Consider the following 20,351-nt stretch of genomic DNA (forward strand, 5'->3'; position numbering starts at 1 on the left):
TTTATGGAAAATATTTGGTAATATTAATAATATAGAAGTCTGAAATAAAAAAGTTATTTTTTAGCCGTAGCGGCAAGACGAAACAGGGCACATATTGGCAGTTGGAGATGTTTTCAATAGGTAGAGAGGAAGATAGGTTATGTTTGAAAACGAAAAAGTGAAACATGTAAAATTTGGTGAGGGGAATGTAGTTGAATGTGATGGTACACACATCCGTATTTTATTTCAGTGTGAGAATATAGAAAAGACTTTCACTTATCCGACCGTATTTGAGAAGTTTGTAAGATTTGACAGTCAGGACGCACAGGATAGGGTCACAGATGATCTGAATACCGCAAAAGAGGAGGCTGCAAAGCTGGAAAATCTCAGAAAATTATTCATGGCTGAGCAGGCAAAGAAGCGAAAGCTGGAGAAAGCAGCCAAGGCAGCAAAGAAAAGATAAAGCAAGAGCACCCGGTCGGGGGATCAGCCCATCTTCTTCCATTGAGCGAAGACTGTCGGTCAGAACCTTCTGGCTGATGCCGGTCAGATCACGTTTAAGTTCGTTGAAATAAGACTACCGCAATCCCACTGGCTTTAGACAATGGGTAGTTCACTACTGAGAATACTTACTTCATAAAAACTTCATACAAAAAAGTTCTTGACTTGGAGTAAGGTTCAAAGAGTATGATAGGAGTGTACGAAAAAGGTATGCTCCTTTTTCGTATATAAATACGGGAAACATCAGAACATAAGAGCATAAGCTCTGAAGCAGGTTTAAGTAAGATGGAGAGTGATAGTATGAAGACTACAAGCAGAGAAGAATTTGAGAAGCAGAACGTATTTGGAACAGGAACAGCAAATACAGCATATGCACAGTATTTTATCGGAGATTCCTTTTTGAATCCACTGACCGATCCCAATAAGACAGCAGTATTTCTTGCAAATGTAACATTTGAACCGGGATGCCGTAAACTGGATTATGTAGCATAAGAGTGTATAGCGTGTCTGTAGTCTGATTTTTGCCATAAATAAGTACAGGATACACAGAGAATAGAAAAGAATGTGTATTCAGTTAAATAAGAAATAGATAGCTGGTATGAGAGAACAAGGAGTCTTTCATACCAGTTTTTTGTGGGAAAAGGGATAGGTTGCACAGGATCTGCCAGGAGATTTCAGTAGGTTTGATGAATAGCTTTCTTCCAGAAGTGTGGTATAGTCTTGTGCTTGGAACAGGAAAACTACACAGAAGGGAGACACCGATATGACAACACAGCCAGATATTATCTGGAATGAGCAGTGCCTGGGGATACGGATAGGAGAACAGGTATGCACCTATCTGAAAAAGCATGATGCGGAATACCAGAGACTGCAAAAGAAAATACTGGAACTTACAGAGAAGTATCCAGTGATAGAAACATTTATGGAGTCGAATCAGTCAATCAGCCTAACAGAAGAAGAGCATAAGGCAGTACATCGATATTTTCAACTGGAGAGCGAAAAGGAAATGATAGAAGAAGAGTACCATTTTTATATGGGACAGGCTCAAATGATCTCCTATGGAGCAATGCTTGGAAAAATTAAAAAAGCAATATTGGGAAATGATGACGGTGACACAAAGAAACTGCTGGAGTTGCTGCTGGATACCTGGATTGATGAGGTTGAAGATCAGCTGAAAGAAAATACAGTGTACCAGGGAATGCTTGAAAAAATATCGAAATATGAAGAACAGGTTCAGACAATGGGATTATCAAAAGAAAAGCGAAAAACAATAGACAAATACGTTACTGAAGTTAGTGAGAGATGGATATTATATGCGGAATCTTTATATCAGGCTGGCATGCAGAAAATTCTGGAACTATTAAATTTGTAAAAAAGGGACGGATAAAATGGGGAAGCACGAAAGGAACTTCCCCATTTGTCACTTCTATTCATCTTTGCCATCAATGAGAAATATGTATGAAACCTGAAAGATTTCAGCAATGGCTTTTAATTCAAGATCAGTGACATAACGCTTGTTTGTTTCGATTCTGGTGATTACATTTTTATCCATATCGTAACCAGCTAACTGGAGTTTATAGGCAAGATCACGCTGAGACATATTGTGGGTCTTGCGAAGTTCAATCAATCGCTGGCTAATCAGATTCTTCTCACCAGACTGTGTCCTTGGCTTTGGCATCTTAAATCTCTTCCTCTCTGGTAAAAGGATGGCTTGTCTCACTTTTTGCACCATCTGTATTGATTTTAACGATTGGACAAGGTAGAATCGGTTGTAAAAGTGAGACAAAGTAGAAGAGAAGGGAGAAATATATGGAGCAGGCAAAGATAGAACAGCTTGCATTTTTATATCTATGCAGCGAGCATGATAAAAGGTTATTGCTGAAAAAAGAAAAAATGCCGTTAGCTGATTTTGACAGGTTGACCTACTTGATTTACCATTTTGGTTTTAAGGAATACCATATAAAAGTGTGGATGGAATTTGCAGGAGAGTTCAAAAAGGAATGGGATTGTCTGGAAGCACTTCAGGAAATGGGGGGCTGTGTTGGAAACATAGGAAATACAGAATCAGAAATTAGCTTGCATAAAATGTGGATGCAGAATTTTTGTAAAAATGCACCCAAAGAAAGCAGAGAATGGATTCAAAAATTGAATTAAAATATGCAGTAGAACATTTTTGTGATATCATTATCAATAGAGCAGATTTGTATTTTATGAATTTGTAAAAGAATAATGAAGCGAAAAGGTGTGAAGCTAATTATGAGTGAATATGCAGATATAGTAATTGGAAATTTATCATTACATTGGTTTAGAAACTATTTGGATAGCAAAATCGTTAGTCTGTTTTTTTCAAAAAATGACCTTATTGTAGTAAATAATTGTAATATAGACGATGATGATAAAGATGCCGGAACATACACTAAATATATGTATAGGACGACTGTTCGGCGTGCAAAAGAACGCTTAGATGCACAGGGATTTGGACTTAATAATTTTGAAAAAATATTTAATGATGAAATGGTTCAAGCAGTAGACTACTCATCTTTTTTGTATCATTTACAGGGAGATTATGATGAAGAGGACAAGAATAATGAAATTCGGATTAAGAAAAATGTTTCATTAAAAAAATGGAAAAATGCAATGAAAAAAATTGTTTCTTATGAACTTGCAAATGGAAACATACAATTTGGAGGAACACTTTCAGAGGTTAATATTACAACAGAGTGTGACAAAGTTATATTTTATTCTTTGAAAGATGAGGATAGCGAATCATTTTATGCTTTAAATCCTGAAATAATCAATTATAAATATGTATACAGACTTATACTAGAATATTGTGCAAATGATATGGAGATAATATTGGATTTCTCAAATTTGGATAATTGGGCAGATGATTGTATTCCCAAAGCACTAGCAGCGACAGAGAACGTTTCAAAAACAATTGTTCTTGTTGAAGGGTCAAGCGATAAAGATATTTTAGAATTTGCGATGTCACAGTTATATCCTCATCTTTCAGATTTATTTTATTTTATGGATTTCAGTGATGAATCTGGTGGAAAAAGAGATGGAGGAACATCATATGTAATAAAAAATCTTAAAACTTTTTATTTTTCAAAAATTAGAGCAAATTTTATTGCAATTTTTGATAATGATGCAGAGGGATATTCTAGTAAATGCTCATTATTAAATGAAATAAAAAACTGGCCGGCAAATTTTAGAATATTATTATATCCAGAAATTACAATGTTTCATAAATACCCAACTATTGCACCTAATGGGAAAATTGTGCCTGATGACATTAACAAGAAAGCTGCTTCTATTGAATTGTATTTGCCAGATTCCATTATAAAAACTGGTGGGAACTATTATCCAATTGAATGGGAATCGAGAAAACGAATACGAAATAAAAATAATGTTGAAGAAGCATTATATCAAGGAGTGATTTCTTATAAAGATGATATAAAGCATAAGTTTCATGAAATGCGTAATAAAATTGAGAGAGGTGATGAAGTTTTTAAAACAGAAGAATGGAAAAATATGAAAAAATTACTAGAAACAATAGTATTCGCTTTTAATAACGAACAATAAATAGCAACGTAAACTAATGCAAATATCATGGGCAGGGCTCTTCGGGGTTCTGCCCTTTTTCTTTTTCCAGACCAAAAGACCACCTGCTGGAAAAGAACAAGAAAAACCTGAAAGGATGTGGTGACTTATCATTATAGGAATCGATCATGGATATTATGCCATCAAAACTCCCCATGTGTGTTTCCCGACTGGACTGACCGGGTACGATTATGAGCCGTATACCATGCAGAATGTCCTGCAGTACAATGGGAAATTTTATGTGTGTGGAACTGGGCGGCAGACGCTGGTGAGAAGTAAGACTTCCAATGACAATTATTATCTTTTGACAATGGCAGCCATTGCCCAAGAAATCCGCTATCGCCGGGGAGAGCGGAAAACAGATGTAGTTCTGGCAGCCGGTCTTCCACTGGCAAGTTTTGGCAGGGAGAAAAAAGGCTTCCGGGAATATCTGTTTCGGAAAGAGCAGCCTCTGCGTTTCCGGTACGAGGATGAGAGCTATGAGATCCGGATTCAGGATGTAAAACTGTTCCCACAGGGATACTCAGCCCTGGCTCTCCACCCGGAATGTGTTCGGGACGAGCCTTCTGTTCTTCTCGCAGATATCGGTGGCTGGACCGTAGACCTGATGCGGCTGGACAACAGTGTTCCAAATGCCGCTACCTGCCGCAGCCTGGAACTTGGTGTGATCCGGTGTGTGGATGAGATCACCGAGCAGGTACGCAGAAATACCGGACTGTCTGTAACGGATATTCAGATCGAACGTGTTCTGAACGGCCAGAGCTGCAGCATGGACCCGGCCGCAAAAGAAATCATTGTCCGGCAGGGAAGGCTCTACACGGAGAAAATACTGTCTGCAATTATGGAAGCCGGGTTCGATCTGAAGGCAATTCCGTCCGTGATCATGGGCGGCGGAGCCAGCATTCTGAAACGGCACGTGACACCGCAGGACGGGCTGTGTCGGCAGATTTACCTGACAGACGTACACGCCAATGCTTCCGGCTATGAGCGGATTGTGGGGCAGATGTGCGCGAAGTAAAGAGACCCGTTTTCTCGTTCCGCCTGAACCTTGATAACCCAGATCACAAAAAGGCATGGGAGATCCTGCAAAGTGTTCCAGATGGACAGAAGAGCAGCTATCTGGTTCAGGTGATCTTAAAAGATCAGGAAAACAACCAGCTGGAGAAAAGCATCCGGCAGGCAATCCGGGAAGAACTGGCAGGTGTTTCCATTTCTGGCTCCGGGGAGAGTGTTTCAAAAAAGGAAGAAATCCCGTCCCAGATGCTGGATTTTCTCTCCGGGCTTGAGGATGCATTCTGAAAAAGTCAAGTCTTTCCTGGTGATAAAATAGCCAAATTTCAAGCAGTCAAATTAGTATAAATCACGGATTTTTGAAAGGGGTGATGCCTATTGAATGTTATTGGATCTGCATCCTTTGGGAGCTTTTGAGAGCCTCATATTCGTTGGGTATTGTGAATAGCTTTCTGTCACGTTTTAGGGTATGTTGTATGTAGAAAAAAGAAAGGAGAACGAACACAATGGAGATGAAAAACATATGCGGAAAAATCCCGGTAGAGCTGCATGAAAAGCTAAAACTGGAAGTCGAAGAGTTAGGAATCAGCATACCAAAATACCTTGAAATGGTAATCGAAGAACACATGACAAGAAAAGGAGAAAAGACGAACATGGCAGATTTAAGAACAGTAGCAGTACAGGTAACCGAGGATTTATTTTCCAGACTGAAAGCAGTCCTCGCCAGGAATGGCATGAAACAGAAAGACTTCTTAATCGGGCTTATCGAAGATGCAATCGAAAAAGAAGAAGCCAAATGGAAAGCAGAGTCAGAGGAAGCCGAAGAAACAGAAATGGAAGATCCTGAGACTGCGAAATCAGAACCGGATGAAGAGTCAGTAGAACCTGAAGCAGAAGAGCCTGAGACAGAAGCACTGGAAGCTGAAACAGACGGAGAAATGACAGAACCGGACGAAGCTGAAGCAGATGAAGAGCCGACAGAGCCAGAAAACGAAGAGCCAGCGGAAGCAGAGCCAACAGAACTGGAAACCGAAGAAGCAGAAGAATCTGAGCCAGAGGAAGCGGAATCAGAAGAATAGACATCACAAAACAGAAACCAAGAGACGGAAACGGTGCAGAGAAATCTGCACTGTTTTTTTCGCAGCGAAGGGAGGCTGATAGCCGGAACAATTCGATTTTTTGACCTGTTCAGTGGAATCGGAGGATTCCGAGAAGGGCTGCACAGGGCAGGGGGCTTCACCTGTGTCGGACACTGTGAAGCAGATGCATATGCAGACCACAACTACCGGGTGCTGTTTGATACGGAAGGAGAGTGGTTCTGCAATGACGCAAGAAATATTGAAACAGAACGAATGCCGGACTTTGATCTTTTATGTGCGGGATTTCCTTGCCAGGCATTCTCAATCGCTGGACGAAGGGAAGGATTTGCCGATGCAAGAGGAACCCTTTTCTTTGAAGTTGCCAGACTGGTTGCAGACAAACGACCTGCGTATTTTCTCCTTGAAAACGTACCCGGTCTGCTTTCGCATGACAAAGGGCGGACGTTTCACACCATCCTCAGTACGCTATCTGAACTGGGGTATCATGTCGAATGGAAAGTGCTTAACAGCAAGGATTTCGGAGTCCCCCAGTCAAGGAAGCGGGTGTATATTGTCGGATATCTTGATGGAAGATGTGCCGGAAAAATATTACCTTTCCCAAAAGCAAATGGAACAGCTCTTATACAAGTCCATGCTGGCAAACAGGGAGAAAGAGTCTACGCAGAAGAAGGACTGAGCTGCACGCTGACCAGCGGGGCTGGTGGTATGGGCGGCAAGACCGGATTATACGAAGTCGGTATCCCAATCAAGGAAAACACCCGAAAAGGATACAAGATGGCCTACGAGGGGGACAGCATCGATCTCGGATATCCGGGAATCAACAGTCGCAGGGGGAGAGTCGGGCATGAGATCGCCCATACCCTGACGACCGGAAACCAGCAGGGAACACTGCATTTTGTAGATATCTCCCCTCCGCCGCTGGTGACAGACGTTGCAAGATGTCTGAATACCAGACAGGATTCCAGCATCCATAACCACAGAGGCGAAAGTTCCGGGGTGCTGGTGGAAGAACCGCCAAGGGCAGTGCTGACACCGGCCAAGGAAAAAGTCCGCCAGAATGGAAGAAGGATGAAAGAACCGGAAGAGCCAATGTTCACCATTACGGCAACTGACCGTCATGGAGTGATTTACCACGGCAGAATCCGCAGGCTGACGCCAAGGGAGTGTCTGCGGCTGCAGGGATATCGGGATGGTCAGATTTCCAAGATGGAAAAAGAAACATCGGATAACCAGCTTTACAAGCAGGCCGGTAATGGTGTCACTGTCAATGTCATTGAAGCAATAGGCAGAAATTTGAAAGCAGTAGATGAAGAGATCCAAAGCGGCTCACCTGTTCCAGAAGCGAAGGGTGGGTGAAGCAGATCGACCTAAAAGACCAGTATTTTGGTACAGAGATTGAGATGACAGGTATCAGCCGCTATGATGCGGCTGTTGCGATTGGAAGAATGTTCGGAACAGAGCCATATCATATCCGTTCTTACGATTCCTGGTGTGTAAAAGATTCAGATGGAAAAACGTGGAAATTTTCAAGAGACAGCAGTATCGACTGTGAAAGGCTGGCAAATGGTACTGTAATAGATGCCGATGGAGATTATTCGACAGAAATGGTATCCCCGAAATTGGAATATTCGGAAATGGGAAAACTCCAGGAAGTGGTGCGGTGTGTCAAAAACGCAGGTGCTTTTGTCAATTCATCCTGTGGCATGCATGTCCATGTGGACGCATCCAATCATACACCAAGGAGTCTGAAAAATGCACTGACGATCATGTACTGCAAAGAGGATATTCTGTTCAAAGCCTTAAATGTACAGACGAGAAGGGAAGATGAGTATTGCCAGAAAGTCCGTCCTATGGTATTGGAGAAGATCCGCCGGATGCCAAACAGCACCATCACGATGGAAAAATTCAAAAGGGCATGGTATGAGGGAAATGACGGAAGCTCCGAGCATTACAACTGGACAAGGTATTATGCCTTAAACCTACATGCTGTTTTTTCCAAGGGAACACTGGAATGGCGTTGTTTTGAAAGCACCCTCCATGCAGGAAAAGTCCGGTCGAATATCACACTGGCACTTGCCATATCCGCACAGGCGATCAACCAATCTTGTACCCATGCAAAAAAGACGGAGATCGGGGATAACCCGGCATTTACGTTCCGCACCTTTCTGCTCCGCCTCGGATTGATCGGGGACGAATACAAAAATGTACGGAAGCATCTACTTGCCAATCTGGACGGGGATAAGGCATGGCGGTATGACAAAAGTACCTATGCCTGTCTGCAGAATCCAAGACGGACAGATGATGCGAGATAACAGAATAATGAGAACAGACAGGCCGGGTGGAAACATCCGGCTGTTCTTATGCAAAATGAAGAAAAAGAAGAAAGAGGTAGAAAACATGAAGAGTAAATATCGATTCAGGCGAATCCTTTCAGGGGTGATGGCGGCAGTCACCATCTTATCCACGGTCATTTCACCGCTGACGGTGTATGCTTCGGAAGAGCCGAAAGCGGCGGAACCGCCAGCGTATGAATCCGTAAAGGATCAGCTGGATGAAAATGAAGTGGTAAAAGCCACCGATCTGGAGCTGGAAGTCGGACAGGACTTTGATGTTTCCACGGATTTTACAAATTTGGAAATCAAGGACGAAAGCAAAGTCAAAGTGACATTCCAGAAAGCAGAGAATGACGCCGGGGAGAACTTCAGCACCAGCCATGCAGACATTTACCATGCCGTTTATTATGTGGAGCCAGTCAACCAGAACCACCCGGTTTATCAGATTGGGAGAAACCTGATCGTAAAAGAGCCTGTGACAGCAGCTCAGAGTGAACTGCAGACAGAACAGGCAGTTACCGAAGAGGATACAGGTTCTGATGATGAGGAAGCTGCCTCGCAGGAAGAAACTGAGACAGTGCCTGTAGAGACAGAAATTGTTGAGCCGGAGACAGCTGAATCTGAAACAGAAGAACCGGAAGAAACAGAACCCGAATTTCAGGGTGGACTTTCTGAATCTGAGTTTGATGCCGCATTAGAGGAAGCCGAAACAGAAAATACAACCGATAAAGAATCCGGGCTGACACTCAGCGATGTTCTGGAGCAGGCAGGGGAACAGGATATTGACCTTATGGCAATGGAAGATGGGGAAACCGTTTCTTTCACCGCAGTCAATACCAGTACAAGAGCAACACAGGATGTAGATGTGACAAGAGGGACTGCATACTATTATGCAGACTACGGTCTGGGTTCTTATGTAACCTATAAATATACCGTAAAATTTGGAAACGTGTCTGCAACTGCCTACTGTGTGCAGCCGTCAAAAGCAGGACCTGGGGATGGTGTTTATAAGATCACCAAACTGGGTGACAGCAAAGCACTGGCAAAAGTATGCTACTACGGCACAAAAGCATCCGGCGAAAATGGATTTTTCTCAGAGAAACATCCTGATTTTTCCGCTGGAAAACAGTTTATCATTGTCCATCTGGCTGCGTCTTATGCCAATAACAGTAGTGACGCTTTTTCCGGTACGAATGCAACCGGACAGGCTCTGGCAATGGAACTCTACAATTATTGCATGAGCCAGCCGGAGATACCGGAAGTGGACATGAGTTTCTCCAATGCAGATGTTACCGCATATATCAGCGGCAACAGCCAGAGAACAGAAGAGATCACCTTTAAGGCATCCGAACTGCAGACCATCACCATGAAACTGCCTTCCGGTGTCAAACTGCATAATGTGACAACGGGAAAAACAAGCAGTGCAGGTGCATCCGTGGAGATCTGCGGCGGTACCAAATTCTACTTATCTGCACCGCTGACACAGGCAGTGGATGTCAAAGGGGAATGGTCTGTTACCATGAAGGGAAGCATCATCAAAGACTATTCCGCTTACAAGATCACAACCGGAAGCGAGACACAGGACCTTGCCCTGGTATTTGGCGAGGGCGTGACCGATGAGAAGTATGTAGATTTTAAAGTGTCATGGGTAAAACAGGCAACTCTAGAGATCGTAAAGAAGGACCGCAAGAGCAACAAAGCCATCGCAGGTGCAGTTTATGGCGTTTACAGTGACAAGGATGGAAAGAACTTGATCACAAAGATGCCGGCCACAGATGCCAACGGAGCTTCCAGCGTTACGATCACCAAAACACAGGATACCGTATACCTGAAAGAGATCTCCGTACCAAACGGATATCTGCTGGATACCAAAGCCTACGATGTGAAACTGGTCATCGGAGATACTGTAAAACAAACCGTTACCGATGCAGAGCAGATGGCAAGCCTGACTGTTTATAAATTAGGAGAAGTCCTGACCGGAGCAAAGGTAACTGATGATGGTGTTTCCTTTGTTTATACCGAGCAGAAACAGAAGAGTGCGGTTTACAATGTTTATGCCGCAGCGGATATTGTATCCGCAGACGGAACCGTCATTTATAAAAAAGACGCACTGGTCAAAGCCGGACTTACTACCGGGGATGACGGAAGTGTCACACTGGATAATCTATATCTGGGAAAATATGTGGTAAAAGAAATGCAGGCACCACAAAATCTGGTATGCACAGGCGAAAGCCAGGAAATCACCCTTTCCTATGCCGGAAGCAATGTGGAGAAGGTCATGGGAAGCGTGACATTCAAAAATGACCGCCAAAAAGCAAGCGTAAGCGTATACAAACAGGATAAGGAAACCAGGAAATACCTTCCGGGCGGCACTTATGGCCTGTATGCCGGAAACGACATCAAAGCAGCGGACGGAACCGTTGTGGTCAAAAAAGATACCCTCATTGAGAAGGTAGTGACCGGAACAGACGGAAAAGCCGTATATCAGGCAGACCTGCCGATCGCTAACAGCTACTACATGAAAGAGGTTTCTGCACCGGCCGGATATACCAGAAACAGTGAGGATGTGTACTCTTTTACGTTCCAGTACACCACAGACAAAGAGGCAACCGTTTCTTTCAGCCACACGTTCCAGAACGAGCGTGTCAATGCGAAGATCAAACTGGTAAAAGAGGATTCCGAAACCGGAAAGACCGCACAGGGAGATGCAACCCTTGAGGGTGCGGTTTACGGACTGTATGCCCGTGAGGATATCGTTCATCCGGATGGACAGACAGGTGTCCTTTACCCGGCAGGAACGCAGATTGCAACCCTGACTACGGATACAGAGGGAAATGCAGAAATCGCAGACCTCTATCTCGGAAAGTATTACGTGAAAGAATTGACGCCGCCTGTTGGATATCTGGCAGACCCGGAAGAACATGATCTGGAGTGTAATGACGAGGGAGATCTGGTTCAGACGGTAGAACGTACCGCAACTTCTCTGGAAGATGTGATCAAACAGCCGTTCCAGGTCATTAAAGCAGCCAACAATGGTAAGACCGATGCCGATCTGTTAAAAGGTGTGGGATTCAGTGCATATCTGGAGAGCAGCCTGAAGAAAAATAAGGACGGTTCCTATGACTTTGCATCTGCAACTCCGGTTGTACTGACCGCAGACGGACAGACAGAAATGTTCACGGATGAGCGTGGATATGCATGCTCCATTCCGCTTGCATACGGAACCTACATTGTAAGGGAGACCACCACACCGCACAACTTCAAACCAGTCGATGACTTTAAGGTTGTGATCTCGGAAAACAATCCGGATCAGCCGCAGGTATGGCGTGTGCTTCTGGACGAAGAGTTTGAAGCAAAATTAAAGATCGTCAAAAAAGATGACGAGACAAAGAAATCTGTCCTGGTTCCGAATACTGAGTTTAAAGTATACGATCTGGATAACAAGAAATATGTGGAACAGGTGACCACCTACCCATCTACTATGGTACATAAATCTTATTTTACGGATGAGAATGGATACCTGATCCTGCCACAGAATCTGGCTTGTGGAAATTACCGCATCGAAGAAGTGACTGCACCGGATGGATACACCCACAGTGCCAATACCGTGGAAATCAAGGTAGACAGCGATACTGCATACCAGGAAGATCCGGTCAGCGGTGACCTGATCATCGAGGTGGAATTCGAGAACCACCCGGCAAAAGGCAGACTGACCATCCACAAGGAAGGAGAAGTAGTCAAAGGTTTTGACAAGGATTTCATCCACGAGGAAGCCAGCCTTGCAGGAGCCGTGTTTGAGGTTTATGCCGCAGAAGATATCTATACCGCAGACCATCAGAAAGATGAGAACGGCAACCGTTATCTGGAATATGCCAAAGACACACTGGTGGCAACGGTGACAACCGATGAAACCGGAAGTGCCGTAGTAGAGAACCTTCCGCTCGGCAAATACCGTGTAGAAGAGAAAAAAACGCCGGAGGGCTACACCTGGAATGCCAAAGGCGAAGAAGTAACTTTTACCTATGCCGGACAGGATACCCCAGTCGTAGACGAAGAAGTGACTTTTACCAATGAACGCCAGAAAGTAAGCATCACCGTGGAAAAACAGGATGCAGAAACAGGAAGCACGGTAGCTGGAGCTACATTCGGTCTTTACAATAAGAACGAGATCAAATCCGGTGACAAGATTATTGTGAAAGCAGATACCTTATTACAGGAGATCACAAGCGATGAAAAAGGACAGGCACACTTCACCCTGGACCTGCCGCTTGGAACTTATTATGTGAAAGAAATTTCTGCACCGGATGGTTTTGTATCTTCTGACGAGATACTGGAATTTGATGCCACCTATCAGGGGCAGGACATTCCGACCATCAAGCTGAAATCTGTGAAGAAGAACCAGCCGACCACCATCGAGGTGACAAAATCCGACCTGACCACAGGCGTAGAGCTGAACGGGGCATCCCTTTCTGTTCTGGACAAGGATGGAAATGTGATCGACAGCTGGACTTCCGTAAAGGATGAGCCTCATGTGATCAAATACCTGACCGTTGGAAAAACTTATACCCTCCGTGAATCTCTTGCACCGCTTGGTTATTTAAAGACCACGGATGTGGAATTCACCGTTCAGGATACCGCAAAAGTACAGAAAGTGGAAATGAAAGACGATGTGCCGAAAGCCCTGCTGATCGTAAACAAGAAGGGTGAATTCCTTGATAAGATCACCCTGCTGGACAATGTCAAAGGCGTTGTAGAGCATCTGTTTGAGTACATCACAGGAAGCCTGTCAGACGTTACCTTTGAGATTTACACTGCAGAGGATATCAAAGCAGCCGATGGTGTAAGCCCGGATTATTATGCTAAGGACGAGCTGGTGGCAACCGTGACTACTGATGCAAACGGTGTTGCAGAAGTATCTGACCTTCCGGTTGGAAAATACTATGTCAAAGAGGTGGGCACAGCATATGGTTATGTGCTGGATGAAAAACCACGATATGTAGATCTTTCCTACCGTGACCAGGATACCCCGGTTGTCGTATACGATGAGGACTGGCAGAACAACCGTCAGAAAGTAAAAGTGAACGTCCTGAAGAAAGAAAAGGATACCGACCGTGTATTAAAAGGCGGCATCTTTGGACTGTACACCAGAAACGACATCCTGTCCGCATCTGGAAAGGTGCTGATGGAAGCAGATACCCTGATCGAGTTAAAAACAACAGATGCAGATGGAAAGATTTCCTTTATTGCAGACCTGCCGATCGACGGAACCTATTATGTGAAGGAGCTGTATGCACCGGATGGATTTGTCACCACCGGAGAAGAGCAGGAATTTGTTTTTGAGTACCAGGGGGATAAAGAAGCAGAAGCATCCTATGAATTTGTATTTGAAGATGAGCCGACAACCGTGGAGCTTTCCAAAACCGATCTGACCACGGGCGAGGAACTGCCGGGAGCCAGATTACAGCTGACGGATGAAAACGGGGCTGTTGTTGAGGAATGGACATCCACCAAGGAGCCGCACATCATCAAAGAACTGGTTGTAGGAAAATCTTACACCCTGACAGAAAACAAGCCGGCCGATGGATATGCCACTGCGGAAAGCATCACATTCACCGTAGAGAATACTGCGGAGATCCAGAAACAGGTAATGGAAGATGACGTGACCAAAGTGAAGATCAGCAAAACGGATATTACCGGAGATAATGAGATCGAAGGAGCCAAACTGACCATCACAGATGAAAATGGCAACATCGTAGAAACCTGGACTTCCGGTAAAGAGCCGCATTATATCGAAAAACTTCCGATTGGTAAATACACCCTGAAAGAAGAGCAGGCTCCAAACGGTTATGTCGTTGCAGAGGAGATCACCTTCGAGGTGGCAGATACCGCAGAGATCCAGAAGGTAGCCATGAAAGATGACACCGCAAAGGGACGCCTGATCATTGAGAAAACAGATAAGGATGCCGGAGCAGCACTGAAAGATGCAGAATTTGAACTGAGGGATGCGGATGGCAAAGTGGTAGAAACCCTGACCACTGATGAAAACGGCCATGCAACCAGCGGACTGCTTGCAATCGGAACTTATAAGGACGGCAAATTTGATAAGGCAGCCACCTATTATCTGGTTGAGACCAAAGCACCGGAGGGCTATCAGCTGGATGAGACCAAACATGAGGTGACATTTACCTATGTAGATGACAAAACTCCAGTGATCGAAGTCATCCAGAAAGTGACGAACGAGAAGCTGCCGGAGGATACCCCGTTTGTAAGCAACCCGAAAACAGGCGATGACACCAACCTCTGGATTCCGGCCCTGTGCCTGATTCTTTCCGCAGGCGGTCTGATCGGCATGGGTGTGGCATCCAGAAGAAAGAAGAAAAAAGGGGGCAGATAGGCTGAAACAATTATATTTTGCGTATGGAAGCAACATGGATCTGGACCAGATGGCATATCGGTGCCCAAAGGCGGAGGTGGTAGAAATCGTCCGCCTGGAGGGGTATCGGCTGACCTTTGCAGCCGCAGGAAGCGGCCTTGCCACCATCTTCCCGGAAGAGGGAAGCCATGTGGACGGCGTCCTCTGGTCACTGACCGGGGACTGTGAAAAGAGCCTGGATCTTTATGAAGGCTATCCTGATTTTTACGACAAGCAGGAGATCACTGTCAAGAACAAAGATGGAAGAGAGATCAAAGCCATTGTCTATATCATGACAAAAGATTACATGCAGAACTTTAATCCGCCCGGACGGTCGTACCTGACTGGGATCTTAAAGGGCTGCAGACAGAACCAAATCCCGACAGAGCCGATCCTGAAAGCAGCAAGGAAACCGCCTGTGCCGGGAAAGACGCAGAAGAGTCAGCCAAAGAAGCAGAGAAAAGCCGGACAGGAACGATGAAGAAAAAACCAAAGACAGGAATCTTACAGAGGTTTTTCAAGATCATCTGCCTTGCAGTGACGCTGACAAGTGCCGGGTTTCTGATTTACCACATGGTATATCTTCCAATGGAGAACAAAAAGCTGATGGCAGAGCTGAAAGGGAATTTCCCGGAGCCGGAAGCTCCGGGAGCCTCAGGCTCTGAAAAGAAAGACCAACCAGCTGGAAGAAAATGCCCGGTGGCTGCGGTAGACCTTGTTTCTCTTCGGGAACAATACCCGGATGTGCAGGGATGGCTGACAATACCGGATACCGGGATTGATTACCCGGTGCTTCAGTCCGAACAGGAGAATGGGGAGTTTTACCTGAAACGGAATTACAAAAAGGAATATGACATCAACGGAAGCCTGTTTTTACAGGCAGACTGTAAAGTGTCTGAAAGTCGGAACCTTATCATTTACGGTCACAACATGAACAGTGGGGCAATGTTCGGAAATCTGGACTTATATGCAGATGAAACGTACTATCAGGAGCATCCCTTTGCTTATCTTCAGACAGAGGATAGCATTCAGGAATACCGAATTGTCACGGTGCTGAAAGCAGACAGGAATTTGTTCCCATTCCAGCAGAAACTCGCAGATGCGGAGGCAGTGCAGGAATATTTAAAAGCAGCTAAGCAGAGGGAAGTGTTCGAAACCGGGGATGATTACCTGAAGTGTATATACGATAAGGTTTTGACGCTCGTCACGTGTTCATATGAATGGAGCGGTGCCAGGAACATCGTCCTGGCGGTGCCGGTTTCCGGGGCAGTGTGGAGTCAGAAGTGTTCGTAAGTACCCGAAAAGTGCAGAAAATGAGACAAATAATGACCGCACGGGCAGGGATGTGTTCAAAACAGGGGGATTATGAAGGGTGTGCATTGGTAGTATTTAGGTTGAAAAAAGTGTCTGAAAGTACCAGAAAAGTGCAGAATGTGAGACAACTTATAACCCAGATCCGGCAGAAAGTGTTCCAGAAAGGAGCGTTTCCTGCCGTTATTATTTACTTGGAAAGGATGGTAACGATTATGAAACGATTTTATACAGCAGAATCCGTAACAGAAGGACATCCGGATAAGCTCTGCGACCTGATCGCAGACAGCATTCTGGACGCGTGTCTGAAAGAGGACGAAAATTCCAGAGTGGCCTGCGAGGTGCTGGCGACCAAAAGGAACATCATTGTAGCAGGAGAGATCACCAGCCGATTTGAGCCACAGGTGTTTGAAATCATCAAAAAGGTGCTGGAGAGTGCAGGCTATGAAGCAGAGGAAATCCACATGGATGCCCTCATCCACAAACAGAGTCCGGATATCGCCGGGGCAGTGGAGAGATCCAGAGAACGAAGGGCAGGGACTGTTTTTGTTCAGAGCGGACTTGCCAGCGGTACCGGGGATCAGGGCATCATGATTGGCTACGCCTGCGATGAGACACCGCAGCTTATGCCGATGCCAGTGGTTCTGGCGAACCGCATTGTAAGGGAACTGTCTGCAAGCCGTAGAAGCGGATATATCACGGGAATCTTGCCAGATGGAAAGGCGCAGGTGACCGTGGAGTATGAAGATGACAGACCTGCCCGGCTGGATACCGTCATTGTGTCCTGCCAGCATGAAAAGGAAAAATCCCTTCGGAAGCTGGAGCATGAGATCCGGGAGAAAGTGTTACGCCCGGCACTCCGTATGCTGCCACCGGATGAGGATACCAAGATCCTGATTAACCCATCGGGCAGATTTGTGTGCGGAGGTCTGGATGCAGACACCGGACTGACCGGAAGGAAACTAATGGTGGATACCTACGGCAGCCTGGTACCGCATGGCGGCGGTGCATTCTCCGGGAAGGATTGTTCCAAAGTTGACCGTTCCGGGGCATACATGGCCCGTTACATCGCCAAAAACATGGTAGCTGCCGGACTTGCCAGCCGATGCCAGGTGTCCCTTGCCTATGCCATTGGGGTTGCCCAGCCAGTCATGGTGCAGGTGGATACCTTTGGAACGGGAAAGATCTGTGCGGATGACTGCCTCGCCGCAGCGATCCCTCTGGTGTTCGGGCTTACCCCAAGCCAGATCTGTGACACCCTGCACCTGAAGCGGCCAATCTACCGACAGAGTGCGGTGTTCGGGCATTTTGGAAGAAAGGAATTCCCGTGGGAGAAAACGGATAAGGCAGAGCAGCTCCGGGATACCGTGATGTAATGCCGTGGATTCCGGAAGAAGAAATCAAACGTGCAAGGGAGATCACCGCCATTGAATACCTGAAGAAATATCAGCCAAACCGTCTGAAAAAATCTTCAGCCAGAAATGAATGGGAGCTGACAGACCACGACAGCTTTAAGATTAACGAGCAGACCAGCCAGTGGCACTGGAAATCCAGAGATATCGGGGGCACCAGTGCTTTAAATTTCCTGATTCATGTAGACGGGTGTTCTTTTCTGGAGGCAGTGCAAATGCTGAAAGATGAGTATCCCACCTATATCCCTCCTCCAGTGGAAGCAAAGCCAAAGAAGCCATTTGTCCTGCCTACGGCCAGCCCAGACTGCCGCAGGGTGTTCCGCTATCTGAAAGAGCGGGGCATCAGTGGCGAGGTCTTACAGCGGTGTGTTCATTTGGGAATCTTATATGAGAGTCTGCCCTACCACAATGCCGTGTTCATAGGACGGGATGAAAACCAGGTGGCAAGATATGCTTTCCTGCGTGGGATTTACGATGCCAGCGGAAAGTCTTTTAAGATGGAACAGGCCGGAAGTGAAAAGGCATACGCTTTTTGTGTTCCGGCGAAATCGGGATGCAGACGGGTTGCTGTTTATGAAGCCTGTGTGGATGTGCTTGCCCACATGACATTGGAACAGAGACAAGGAAGCCGGGATAAGTACCGTCTGGAGCTTGGCGGGATCAGCGCACCAAAAGAAGGGCAGAGCCAGCGGAGCATGAAAAAGCCGCAGGCATTGGAACATTTTCTGTCCCAGCACCCGGAGATCACCGAGATCGAAGTGTGTACCGACAATGACTTTGCCGGACGGTGGGCGTGTGAACATATCCGAAAAGCCTACGAGGGAAGCTATCGGATCATCGAGAACCTGCCGGAAATCGAAGGGGCAGACTGGGCAGACATGGCAAAAATGGCTGCCCGTACACCGGAGAAACGGCAGAATAGGGAAGCGAGGTGATGCTTTGAAAGATAAAATAGAAGTGGGAATGCTGTCACCTCTGATGGCAGAGTTTATTCCGGACTATTCAGACATTGTGGATCTGGATGATGCGGAGCCATTGGAAGGACCTGACCTGGTGCAGTATCAGACATCCATCGCAGAAAAGGTTGACGAGATCAATCGGCTCGGTATGCCTGACAACCAGCCATGCAACCTGATCGATTATTTTGACCAAAACAAGGACATTAAGGAAAAAGTGGAACGCATTACAATGGCGGTAAAGGAACAGGAGGGCGTTTTATATGGCTGTGCAAACCTGACACTCCGGGAGAATCTGACACCAGAGGAATACCGTGTGGTGGGGCAGTATCTGAGAGGGCAGTACAGCGATGGCTGGGGAGAAAGTCTGGAACAGCGGGAGATCAAGGTAGACGGTGGTGAATTATACTTACATTTCTATGTTGGTGCCGGCTCGGATTTCCAGATACAGGTGAAAGCACCGGAAAACGGTGTGCAGGAAAAGCAGCCGGAACAAAAGCCGTCCCGTCCAGAACTTAAGCTCTTAGGGCATGACGGAAATATTTTCTCAATCCTTGGGGATGCCGCAAGACTGCTTAGACGTGCTGGGATGTCCGAACAGGCCAACGAAATGGCGGATCGTGTCCACAAGAGCAGCAATTACTATGAAGCGCTGGGAATCATCAGCGAATACGTGGAAACCGAGCTGTCGGACCACCGTGAACAGCCCAGAACGCCAAGAAAAGAAACACTGAAAAAAGAGGATACCTGCCGATGAGCAGTTCCATAAAGAAAAGCACTTCCAGAGAAATCTGGAAAATAAGCGACCGAAAGGATGATGCCTATGGGAAATACCCTGAAACTTGAAGATCTTTTAAAACCGGACTGTGTGCCGGATGAGTCTGCCGGAGGGGAGAACTGGCGTATCCTGCATGGAGATACCTTAAAACTGGTCAAAGGATTCCAGCCGGGGATCTTTGATGCAGTTATAACCGATCCGCCCTATGCGTCCGGGGGAACCAAGCAGAACGAACGCAACCGAACTACCAACCAGAAGTACAGCAGCATGAAAGCAGAAAATGCCCTGCCGGATTTTGATGGGGATAATAAAGACCAGCGTTCCTGGACCCACTGGATGGCAGAATGGCTGTACGATGTGCGGAAAGCCTGCAAGAGAGGGGCTCCGATCTGCCTCTTTATTGACTGGAGACAGTACCCGTCCATCACCGATGCCCTCCAGTGGGCAGGGTGGATCTGGAGAGGGACTGCCGTCTGGGACAAGGGGAACTCCCGTCCGCAGAAAGGCAGATTCCGCCAGCAGGCAGAATATATTGTATGGGGAAGCAACGGACCGATGCCGATCAACCGCCCGGTGTCCTGCCTTCCGGGTGTGTTCCGTTATGGGAATCCCCAGAACCGCATCCATGTGACAGAAAAGCCGCTCCAGCTGATGAAGGATGTCATCCAGATCTGTGAGCCGGGCGGCCTGATCTTAGACCCGTTTGCCGGAGCTGGTACTACCATCCTTGCGGCGGCAGAGTCGGGGTTTCAGGCAGTCGGCATTGAAGTGACCGATGCGTATTATAAGCTGGGAAGCGACCGTGTCCGCATTGCACTGGAAGCTGGGGAAGAAGCGGAAAACAAAGAACCACAGTAGCCGGATGTCTGGCAGACATCTGAAAAAGAGAAGAAAAGAATCCAGATGTCCACAAGACATCCACAGAGCGGAATGCTTTGTGGGTGTTTCTTTTTGG

18 protein-coding genes and 1 pseudogene are annotated in these 20,351 nt (G+C 46.2%); 17 read left to right on the forward strand and 2 right to left on the reverse strand.

Annotated features, from left to right (window positions below):
- Positions 1–139 precede the first annotated feature (139 nt).
- On the forward strand, positions 140–442 hold the full coding sequence (locus LK416_00180; protein ID UEA74635.1) for a hypothetical protein: 303 nt from the start codon (positions 140–142) through the stop codon (positions 440–442).
- A 15-nt stretch (positions 443–457) separates the two neighbouring features.
- Here LK416_00180 and LK416_00185 read toward each other — a convergent pair.
- Positions 458–550: pseudogene (locus tag LK416_00185) on the reverse strand (winged helix-turn-helix transcriptional regulator).
- A gap of 230 nt (positions 551–780) precedes the next feature.
- Between LK416_00185 and LK416_00190 the strand changes: the two are divergent.
- Together LK416_00190 and LK416_00195 are read left to right on the forward strand one after the other, a co-directional pair.
- The gene (locus LK416_00190; protein ID UEA75938.1) at positions 781–972 is read left to right on the forward strand and encodes a hypothetical protein; all 192 of its coding nucleotides are present in this window, start codon (positions 781–783) and stop codon (positions 970–972) included.
- Between the two features lie 271 nt (positions 973–1,243).
- Positions 1,244–1,852 (forward strand): hypothetical protein, encoded by a 609-nt coding sequence (locus LK416_00195; GenBank protein UEA74636.1) that lies wholly within the window; start codon positions 1,244–1,246, stop codon positions 1,850–1,852.
- A gap of 54 nt (positions 1,853–1,906) precedes the next feature.
- On the opposite strand, the gene LK416_00200 is transcribed toward LK416_00195, so the two are convergent.
- Positions 1,907–2,158: a helix-turn-helix domain-containing protein gene (locus LK416_00200; GenBank protein ID UEA74637.1), complete on the reverse strand. Its 252-nt coding sequence runs from the start codon at positions 2,156–2,158 to the stop codon at positions 1,907–1,909.
- A gap of 131 nt (positions 2,159–2,289) precedes the next feature.
- Between LK416_00200 and LK416_00205 the strand changes: the two genes are divergently transcribed.
- The 14 genes from LK416_00205 (at position 2,290) to LK416_00270 (ending at position 20,254) form a co-directional block, all read left to right on the forward strand.
- A complete protein-coding gene (locus LK416_00205) occupies positions 2,290–2,634 on the forward strand; it encodes a hypothetical protein (GenBank protein UEA74638.1) in 345 nt (114 codons plus the stop codon).
- A 102-nt stretch (positions 2,635–2,736) separates the two neighbouring features.
- Entirely contained in the window at positions 2,737–4,065 is a 1,329-nt protein-coding gene (locus LK416_00210; GenBank protein ID UEA74639.1) for a hypothetical protein, read from the forward strand.
- Between the two features lie 127 nt (positions 4,066–4,192).
- The gene (locus tag LK416_00215) at positions 4,193–5,101 is read left to right on the forward strand and encodes a ParM/StbA family protein (protein UEA75928.1); all 909 of its coding nucleotides are present in this window, start codon (positions 4,193–4,195) and stop codon (positions 5,099–5,101) included.
- Positions 5,089–5,382 (forward strand): plasmid segregation centromere-binding protein ParR, encoded by a 294-nt coding sequence (locus LK416_00220; protein UEA74640.1) that lies wholly within the window; start codon positions 5,089–5,091, stop codon positions 5,380–5,382. Before LK416_00215 ends, LK416_00220 begins: the two co-directional genes overlap by 13 nt.
- A gap of 218 nt (positions 5,383–5,600) precedes the next feature.
- Positions 5,601–6,173 (forward strand): hypothetical protein, encoded by a 573-nt coding sequence (locus tag LK416_00225; GenBank protein UEA74641.1) that lies wholly within the window; start codon positions 5,601–5,603, stop codon positions 6,171–6,173.
- Between the two features lie 33 nt (positions 6,174–6,206).
- Positions 6,207–7,550 carry a DNA (cytosine-5-)-methyltransferase gene (dcm, locus tag LK416_00230; protein ID UEA74642.1) on the forward strand — a complete coding sequence of 448 codons (1,344 nt, stop codon included), beginning with the start codon at positions 6,207–6,209 and terminating at the stop codon, positions 7,548–7,550.
- Positions 7,551–7,555: 5 nt separating this feature from the next.
- Positions 7,556–8,506 (forward strand): amidoligase family protein, encoded by a 951-nt coding sequence (locus LK416_00235; protein UEA75929.1) that lies wholly within the window; start codon positions 7,556–7,558, stop codon positions 8,504–8,506.
- A complete protein-coding gene (locus tag LK416_00240; protein ID UEA75930.1) occupies positions 8,493–14,921 on the forward strand; it encodes a peptidase in 6,429 nt (2,142 codons plus the stop codon). Before LK416_00235 ends, LK416_00240 begins: the two co-directional genes overlap by 14 nt.
- Position 14,922: 1 nt before the next feature.
- Complete coding sequence (locus tag LK416_00245) at positions 14,923–15,420, forward strand: gamma-glutamylcyclotransferase (protein ID UEA75931.1); 498 nt, start codon at positions 14,923–14,925, stop codon at positions 15,418–15,420.
- Positions 15,417–16,232, forward strand: coding sequence for a class B sortase (locus LK416_00250; GenBank protein UEA74643.1), 816 nt, complete (start codon positions 15,417–15,419; stop codon positions 16,230–16,232). The genes LK416_00245 and LK416_00250 overlap by 4 nt, the downstream gene beginning before the upstream one ends.
- Positions 16,233–16,465: 233 nt before the next feature.
- Complete coding sequence (gene metK, locus LK416_00255) at positions 16,466–17,626, forward strand: methionine adenosyltransferase (protein UEA74644.1); 1,161 nt, start codon at positions 16,466–16,468, stop codon at positions 17,624–17,626.
- A complete protein-coding gene (locus tag LK416_00260; protein UEA74645.1) occupies positions 17,626–18,597 on the forward strand; it encodes a DUF3991 domain-containing protein in 972 nt (323 codons plus the stop codon). The genes metK and LK416_00260 overlap by 1 nt, the downstream gene beginning before the upstream one ends.
- Before the next feature lie 4 nt (positions 18,598–18,601).
- Positions 18,602–19,375, forward strand: a complete 774-nt coding sequence (locus LK416_00265) for a hypothetical protein (GenBank protein ID UEA74646.1) — start codon at positions 18,602–18,604, stop codon at positions 19,373–19,375.
- A gap of 66 nt (positions 19,376–19,441) precedes the next feature.
- Complete coding sequence (locus tag LK416_00270; protein ID UEA74647.1) at positions 19,442–20,254, forward strand: site-specific DNA-methyltransferase; 813 nt, start codon at positions 19,442–19,444, stop codon at positions 20,252–20,254.
- Positions 20,255–20,351 lie beyond the last annotated feature (97 nt).

Source organism: Lachnospiraceae bacterium GAM79 (assembly GCA_020735665.1).
Classification (GTDB): Bacteria; Bacillota; Clostridia; order Lachnospirales; family Lachnospiraceae; genus Coprococcus.